Source organism: Pseudomonas sp. MWU13-2100, assembly GCF_023242365.1.
In the GTDB taxonomy this organism is placed as follows: domain Bacteria; phylum Pseudomonadota; class Gammaproteobacteria; order Pseudomonadales; family Pseudomonadaceae; genus Aquipseudomonas.
On record NZ_JALLIX010000077.1, the window covers coordinates 1 to 8,083 of the forward strand.

An 8,083-nucleotide genomic window follows, 5' to 3' on the forward strand; every position below is an offset into this window, starting at 1 on the left:
GGGTTGTGGCGAGATAATGATTTTGACGCAGGACAGTTTTTTGTGAGTTTGTCCACCCGGTCTGACATGGCTATCAATAAGCCGCAGCCCTGGTGCTCCCAGAACAACACTGCCGACAGGTGTTCTGGCGATCAGGTCGAAATCTATCGGCGCCTGTGTATAATCTTTTTTTATCGTCATTAACTTGAGCCAGAAGTCATTGGCTTTCGATGGATCACAATCGGGGTTATCAAACAGCCAAATCTCGGCAGCCGAAGGAACATGTTCTAATTCAAAGGTGCTGGCATCATCATTTTGGCATTGCCCATGATTTTTAAAGTTGACCTGACTGGTGACGAAGTTCAGTGTGCAATGATTATTACCGTGAAAAGAAATGGTTCCCGTGTTCTTCAGTTCGGGCTCGTCAGCCAGTATTGTCGGGGCGGCAGGAGAACGCTCAATTCTGATGCAATTGATTTCATAAGGCTTGGCGAGATTGGTATCAGTGGTCACTTTTTTTATCAAGCGCAGCCCGGGACTGACAACCTGACCTTCCTGCAGAGTGCTCAAGTCATTGGTATGAGGCGCTTGGGTTTGAGGTGTTTCGATGATAGTCGTCGGGTTCTTGATGGTGAGCAACTCATACCAATTCCAAGATCCGCTGTAGTTTTGAAACAGCTCGCAGTACTTGGGGGCTGAGTCGAGTTGTCCGGTTGTGGCTCGACCATTGACGAACCATATTTTTGTTGCGGAGGGCACCTCTCGAAGTTCAAATCTTGCGCCATCCAGCACCGACGAACACCGACCCGTCGGAGGTTTTTTTGGGAATTTATGCACCGCTGTTTGTCCGGGATCGGGAAGGGGGATAACGCATTGACCACTGCCCGTAAATAAGGTGATAGTCCCGTTGTTTCGCGTCGCCGCTTCTTCTGCTCTGGAGAGTAGCGAAAAAAATATCAAGCATGTTGAAACGGCGAACAGTGAGAGGCGCAGTTGTTTTGTCAGTTTCATTTTTTGAATTCTCCAGTAGTACGAAACAACGGGAGTCTTTGCCTGGTTTTTTGATAGGGCAATGGGGCATACAATAGCAGCAAACCTGCTAGTGACAACCTAGCAGAACTGATAGGAAACCTATCAGTTCTGCTAGTAGGCGGGGCTGTTTGGGCGGTGTATAACACTCCTCAAATACCTTCGAGCACTCTGCTGTTCGTGCTCTTCGAACACCGATTTTCCATTAGATCGGGTTGAGGAGTTTTGTTCATGGAAACACTATTACCTGTTGCGCAAGTAAGAGAGTCTCATGAGTTGGCGATCGACCCGGATGCATTGCCCGTATCTGGCTCTCTCATGCTGGTGGTCGTCCCTTACGCGGGTATGGCGGCCAACGATAGGGTGACCATCACCTGGCGCGGTTTTGACAGCACTGGCTACGCCGACGATGCAGACCTCTTCGTTAGCGAAAAGACCCTGACGTCCACGGATGTAGGGCAGGCCCTGAGTTGGCCGTTGGACAACAGCTATCTGTTATTTATCCGAGAGGGGCGTGGCGAGCTGAGCTATAGCGTCCGCTATGCCAGTGCAACGGGCCTGCCGGAGTTGTCCGAGGTTCAGACGATTCGTATCGTCGCTCCAACAGGCGCGTATTTGTCTCCCCCTGAAATTGAAGGTCACAGCGGCAATACGATTGACCCCGGCGACTTTCCCGAGGGTGCAACGGTGCTAGTCCCCGGCTATCCGGGGATCGCGGTGGGCGATCAGGTGCTGCTGTATGCCGCCGGGCGACTGGGCACCCCCCTGCTGATCCGCGCGGTTCAGGTTGATCAGCAAATAATCAATGCTGGACATATCGACTTCAAACTTGAGCAACAATGGTTACGGGACAACCTCAACGCTCAAGTGAGCTTGACCTACCAATATGCTCGCTTAGGCGCGGCGATGTCTTCCGAGTCGTTGCTGCTGGACGTCAGAGTCGCCTGGAAACCCGAGGCTCCGATCGTGGTCGACGCTGAAGCGGAAGACGGTGGCGTGCCCAATCGCGGATTTATTGAGGCGCAATCGCTGGTGGCAGGCGGCGAGATCAGAATTGCGCCTGATCCCGAAGTGGATCTGGGGACCGCTGAACGAATCGAAGTGCGCTGGAAAGGCTTCGGTACCTCGGGGTACTACACTACCGCCGAGCCCATGGCGGGCTATCCGCTTCGTTTCAAGATTCCGTCATCCGCCATTCCGGCAAACATGGGTAAACGCCTGGATGTGGACTATCTGGTCAAGCTGCCTGGCCGGCCTGTCGCCACATCGAAAGTCTATGACCTGAGAGTTATCTCGATTCCCAGAAGCAATTTTCGAACCTTGCAGTGTGCAGCGGCGCCTGCGGGAAAACTTCCCTTGGCCAATGTGTCCGAGCATGGGGGCGAATTTGAGTTACCGCGCTGGGTGTTTATGGCTGCGGATCAGCGCGTCACTATCCTGGCTTCACAACCTGGCTCTCCCACAGAGTACCTGCTCAGGGGATTTGTGGTTCGGGCAGATCAAGTCACTGCTGGGAAGGTACTTGCAACGTTGTCTCGAAATTATCTTCTAGGTGTTGGCGTTGGCGCGAGGTTGACCCTATCTGTCGAGGTCAGTTTCGATGAAGGAAGTTCTTATCTGGAGTTTCCCTCTATTGCGATTGAAGTAGTGTAAGGAGCGCCCCCCCTCCGAGTGCAGTTGCGCGGAGTGCGCCTACTCGATACAAGAAATCGATGATACTCAAGAGGACAAGATCATGGCCGGTAATTCGATGGCAAGTTTGCTGCAATGGCTGGATGGTAAAAGCAAAACATTGGGCTGGGATACAATCATCTGGCTGGATCGGGAAAAGCTCAATCGGTTTTTATTGCAAGAATATATCACTCGGTTTGACTCTGGGCATTACCTCAGACCTATTACCGATAGTGAAGATACCGTTACTTCGGAGACAGAATACCTCTACGACTACACCCTGGACTATCCCCGCTTGTCGTTTGTATCGACTGAAGATGAAAACCAGGTGCTGGAGTCAAAAATGGCCTTGACCATGAAGGTGGTGGGTGGCAGCCATATCACCTTAAAGCAGAGTCAAGGGGTCAAGCGGGCGATCAGGGTGGACTCCATAGATCCTCTCGATGGTCCCAGAGTACGCATGAGCCTGGATTTACCGAACGTGGCGGGAACGGTGGGCCAAGATGGAAGGGTCAACCTTGATTTGAGTAAAGGTTACGACTTCCTGCTCAGTTATGGTCAGACTGAGTTTATGAATGACAAAATGGGGAAACTATTCAAAAGAAAGTTTGAGGAAATTGATGTTGAGGACCGGGTCTATCCGCTGTCGGTGCTGGCGCCCGGGATCAATCCGTTTATGCGACCCGATAGATTTTTAATGCGTACGCAACAAGTCAATGAGCAGGCGAGAAATCCACGTGCGGCGGAATTCGAAGACGGTGCTCTGGTGGTCTTTGTCGCCATGAGTGGCAGTCAGCTGGGGAGGACTCCGACGACAGGTTCGGATTTCAGATATTTGATTCCAGATGACGCGGGTAAAGATTTTTCGGCAGCCATTTTGTACAGTCGAGAGATTATTACCTACGCTCCGATTGCCAACCAGGTGTTCGGAAGCTTAGCGGGAGTGAATTACAGGGTTGATCGTGATGCTGACAGTGGCAACGTTACTCAAATCATCGCAACGTCAGGCAGCTATACTGTGCCGAGAAGGACGATTAGTGAGCCAGGTAATCCCTCGGACCCAAGTGCTTATCCCGCGTTCACCTTGAATGTTGAGCCCTTTACTTATTCTTATGCTGCGGCCTATGACCCACTAAAGATCAAATTTGGAAATGATGGCACCTTTGAGATTCATTTTTCAATTATCGGCGATGCAGATTGCCGGTTTGCAAATCCAGGCACCGAGGCCTGTACGGTCAAGTGTGATATACGCTTTTCCACCTGGCTGAGGGTTCAACTTTCCGATGTTGGAAGTGGCGTTAAACTTGGGTATCCGGGAGGGCCTAATAGTTTTTTCCCCGACACTCATCGTACGCGTCCGGAGCGGTTTCCACAGCCCTTCTCGAACGAGAGTGGTCTGGCTTGGTCGAATTTGAAAAGTAAACTTGTAGGTGTCAGCTCTACTGGTAGCGAGGGGAGTTATGCTTATCATTTCTGGCGTACGACATGGGATAATTGGCGTCAAGTTATAGAGCAGATGCAATTTTACAAAACACTGAATCTGCCATTTGGACATGCGATAGATGCTCGTCCTTACGATATGAGACTGCCTCGTGACCTGGTCATATTTGCCAAAGTCGATCCCACCACAACGACTTTTTCCATAGCACCGACCGAGTTTGTCTTGGGCGCAGGGGACAATCATACGTTTCGGACCGAGCCGAGTGTCACAGGTGTGGTCTGGTCGGTAGAAAATATCATGGGAGAAAATGCCCCCAAAGGCGATATTACTACGGGTGGAAAGTACACGGCACCAACTGCGGCGCAAATAGACGGTTACTACCGGCGGGTAAAGGTCACCGCGACCAAAGGTAACTACAAGAGTTCGGCGTTGGTTTCGGTGGTGATCCGCGATATTACCATAAACCCCTTGATTCAGGTATGCGAACCCGAACAGAGTTTGAAAATATGGGCTGGAGCCCTGGGCACCGGCACCTTGACCTTTCGCACCATGGATTCGTCTTTTGGCGGCACTGTGGTACCTAACCTGACTGATCCAGAAAGAAGAAACGAACATATCTATACGGCGGGCCCAAAGAAAGCGGGTGTGATTTTTCATATTGAAGAAATACAGGTCACCAATCAGTTGACTGGGCGCAGTCAGATCACGCGGGTGTTGGTCGAGCATCGCGGTGCGCTATTGGCTGTGAATATTGTCGGTTCTGCCGGGCTCCCCGCGAACCAACTAAAATTTGAGGCGGTTCTTATCGAGGAGCAAGGTCCTGTTGCGGGGGTCAAATGGCAAGTGCTGGCGGGGTCCGGCTCGATTGATGCCGATACGGCCATCTATACCGTCGATCCTGCGGGTTCGCATCGCTATGCGGTGGTGATGGCAAGCTTTGCATTTCCGGGATTAGGCGACTTTTACGGCTATTTTATTCTGCCCTTGCCCCTGACTGAGTTTCCCGCCGTTATGCAGGTACTGACTCACTGATTAATCTTTCCTTTGTCTATATTTTAGGTGTCACTATGTCTAACTCACTTGAATATGTACTAAGTCAAATGCAAGGGCGATCGGTGACGTCTGGTTGGGGGGCAGTTTCGGTATTTAACCGGACTCGTCTGAATCGATTGCTGCAACAGCAGTTTGTTGCTGGATTCAACGAATTGAGCTTCTTGCCAGCTGTGAGTGATCGAGTCTATTTGAATTTTGAAGAAACTGTCTGGGCCGATCTGGATTCGATTGTCCTGAGCAAGCCCTTGTTGTCGTTCGAGGAAGCCTCCCTGAGCAACTCCAAGGCGACGCTTACGTTATTTATCATGTCAGGTTCTTATACGATTTTTCAGAAAGCGACCGGAGAACCGCCGGTACTGATCTCGGGCCTAAAGGTTTCCGAGCAGCAGGGGTTCAGGGTGACCATGGAAATCGATCTGGCGATGACACCGGGAGTGGTCGATCATCAGGGCATGGTGACCCTGGATCTGGCCAGGGGTGTAAAGTTCATGTGCACACTGGCCGATGATCGACACAGTGAGGAACAACGGTTGATCGGGCAGCTTATTCAGCAGCGTTTTCAACGCTTGCCGATTCACAAGCGGGTATTTGTCCTGGGCATGCTCGATCTTGCCGGCTACAGCCCCTTGACCCCCACCTCCTTTGAGATCAGGACTCAGGCTGCGCCTGGCGCCAAGGTCGCCAGGGCCTCGAACTTCGGTGATGGCGCGGTGGTGGTGTTTATCAAGCTGCACGCCAACGAGTTCAGTGGCGATATTCCTTCTCCGGATAACTTTCCGTTTCTGATTCCCTCCGACCAGGACGGCGCGGGTAATGACCTGTACTCAGCGTCGCTGATTGTCTCCAGAGAGTTGTTGGAGCATGTCGAGCAGGACCGGCTGGATGTGCTTAACAGCTTGCTGTTCCCAGGGGAGAATGTGTTTGAAGAAACCTCGAGACACACGCCTTACGATCTGCTGGTGGTCGGCAATATAGCCCCGAGCTTAACCAGTATCGAACTCGACTCGTTGTTCCAGTATGTGAAGGCCGGTGGCTCTCATACATTCCAGGTGCGGCGCTCGGGCAAGACAATGCTCAATGCCAGCGACGTCACTTGGGGGGCGCGCAGTATCAATACCAACTCTTCGGCGGGCTCTATCAGTGCCGGACGCTACCAGGCGGTCGCGCCTCAGCAATTGGGCAAGGAAACCGTGCGTAACGTTGTCACCGCGCACTATGTCGACCCAGTGAGCCAGCAGGAACATCGGGCTTCGGCGTTGGTCATGGTGACGCTCGAGTCGGTGGCTGTCTCCCCCATGGTCAGTACCGCTTGGGTCACCGAGGCGCGTACGCCGATCACACTCAAGGCCTCGGTCAACAGTGGCGCGGCCCCGATCTGGAGTCAGCCTGCTCTGGGCAGTGTGGTGGCCAGCGGCAATACGGCGGTCTATACGCCACCGGCCACCTTGAGCGAGTCCGTGGCGATCGAGAGAATCAAGATTCAGGACTCGCAAACGGGCGATTCCGTCGAGGCGGTGGTGGTGCTGCTACGCGGCCGGCATATGCTGACGATTGATCCACCCTATGTCACCGGGGTGGCGCGTTCGGGAAATGTGCAATTACGGGCCGAGGGCGAGCACGATGCTATCTACGAACAGTGGCGGGTAGTGGGGGGCGATGCCTGGGGGACGGTGAACAATAGCGGGCATTTTACCGCACCGGCGCAGATCGTTTCACCGGTCAGCGTGGTGACGTGTGAAGTTACTTTTCAGGGCACGGTCTTTTTACGCGGCATCAGTATTATTCGGCTATCGGATTTTTTCGAAGAGCCGTCGTGGAAAAAAATCTCGGCCTTTACATTGCTGGCGGATAAAGGCAGGGCCTTTGCCAATGGTTACCAGCAGATGGCAATCGATATCAAGGTGGAAACCGAACCGGTTGACGGCAAATATTACCCATTGACTGAAGAGGAAAGAAGTACGCTGACGATGGTCTATAGTAATTCAAATGGCAATGTTGATACGCTCGAAAAATTTCAAGAGGGATTCGATGAAGACGCACCTTATAAGTGGGCGGTGAGCACCGTAGAAAACCGCTTCAACAATTATAACGGTGTCAGGAATTTGCCTCGGTATGACCTGAATGGCCTGCCGCCGGCCCCAAGAAATGGAGTATCCAACGATATTCTCTATATGCAGACTCGGGCCCGTGACAAGTTGAAATTTTATGCCCGATTTGTTGATAAATATTGGATTGAACACAATTCCATCGATAAAAGTGATTCACCTCCACAAACACTGGAGCTCTTTCCACAAGAACCGCCGGTTACCAATGCCGGGCACTATGACTTCAAGCCACGGCGCGTTGCCGGCGGCGGTAATAATCCACCTGAACAGGAAGATTATGATTACCACTTGATCACGACGGATTACTGGTATCTGAACTACCTGGGTGATGATGGCCGTTCTGTGCTGTTCGCAAAGTGTGTGTTTTTGAATAATCGATCAACGGTTCAATGGGAAAGCGATCAGCTCAACGAAAAAATGTTCAGCTATACCGGTTATGTGTTCAATGAAACCGGTGAAGACAGAGAGGCTCAGTCCGTTTCTTTTGACACTGAGTTGATGGCTAGGTACCTTCCCGGCTTTCGGCCGAACACCGAACTGGTACCTGGAAACCCTGTGGGCAAAGGTCGATTGATGGTAACTCTGGATCGCACGGATGATGTTGCTTATAAACATCGCACCCCCCTGGAAGGTTCTCTGAAATTGCGCTTGCTGGACATGAATGGCAATGAGCATCGCCTGGATGTGCACTTCCCGGCCAAAACAGTGGTGGACAGCCGCAACAAATTACTGATTACAGTGCTTTAAGCAACGTTAAGGCGTGTGCCGCACTTCCTCTTGCGAAGTGCGGCGCGGCTTTAATCAT

The 8,083-nt window shown here is 52.0% G+C and carries 4 protein-coding genes; 3 read left to right on the plus strand and 1 reads right to left on the minus strand.

Annotated features, from left to right (window positions below; genetic code table 11):
• Positions 1-990, minus strand: a 990-nt coding sequence (locus M5B99_RS29030; protein ID WP_248807366.1) for a hypothetical protein, incomplete at its 3' end; no start/stop codon positions are given.
• A 249-nt stretch (positions 991-1,239) separates the two neighbouring features.
• Here M5B99_RS29030 and M5B99_RS29035 point away from each other — a divergent pair.
• The 3 genes from M5B99_RS29035 to M5B99_RS29045 all read left to right on the plus strand — a co-directional run bounded on the left by M5B99_RS29035 (position 1,240) and on the right by M5B99_RS29045 (position 8,025).
• Positions 1,240-2,661 (plus strand): hypothetical protein, encoded by a 1,422-nt coding sequence (locus M5B99_RS29035; protein WP_248807367.1) that lies wholly within the window; start codon positions 1,240-1,242, stop codon positions 2,659-2,661.
• An 82-nt stretch (positions 2,662-2,743) separates the two neighbouring features.
• Entirely contained in the window at positions 2,744-5,152 is a 2,409-nt protein-coding gene (locus M5B99_RS29040; protein WP_248807368.1) for a hypothetical protein, read from the plus strand.
• A gap of 35 nt (positions 5,153-5,187) precedes the next feature.
• The gene (locus M5B99_RS29045) at positions 5,188-8,025 is read left to right on the plus strand and encodes a hypothetical protein (protein WP_248807369.1); all 2,838 of its coding nucleotides are present in this window, start codon (positions 5,188-5,190) and stop codon (positions 8,023-8,025) included.
• The last annotated feature ends 58 nt before the right edge of the window (positions 8,026-8,083 follow it).

Excerpts from the sequence above, each read along its gene's own strand:
- M5B99_RS29045 (WP_248807369.1), top strand. The coding sequence starts at position 5,188 with ATGTCTAACTCACTTGAATATGTACTAAGTCAAATGCAAGGGCGATCG.
- M5B99_RS29035 (WP_248807367.1), top strand. The coding sequence starts at position 1,240 with ATGGAAACACTATTACCTGTTGCGCAAGTAAGAGAGTCTCATGAGTTG.
- M5B99_RS29040 (WP_248807368.1), top strand. The coding sequence starts at position 2,744 with ATGGCCGGTAATTCGATGGCAAGTTTGCTGCAATGGCTGGATGGTAAA.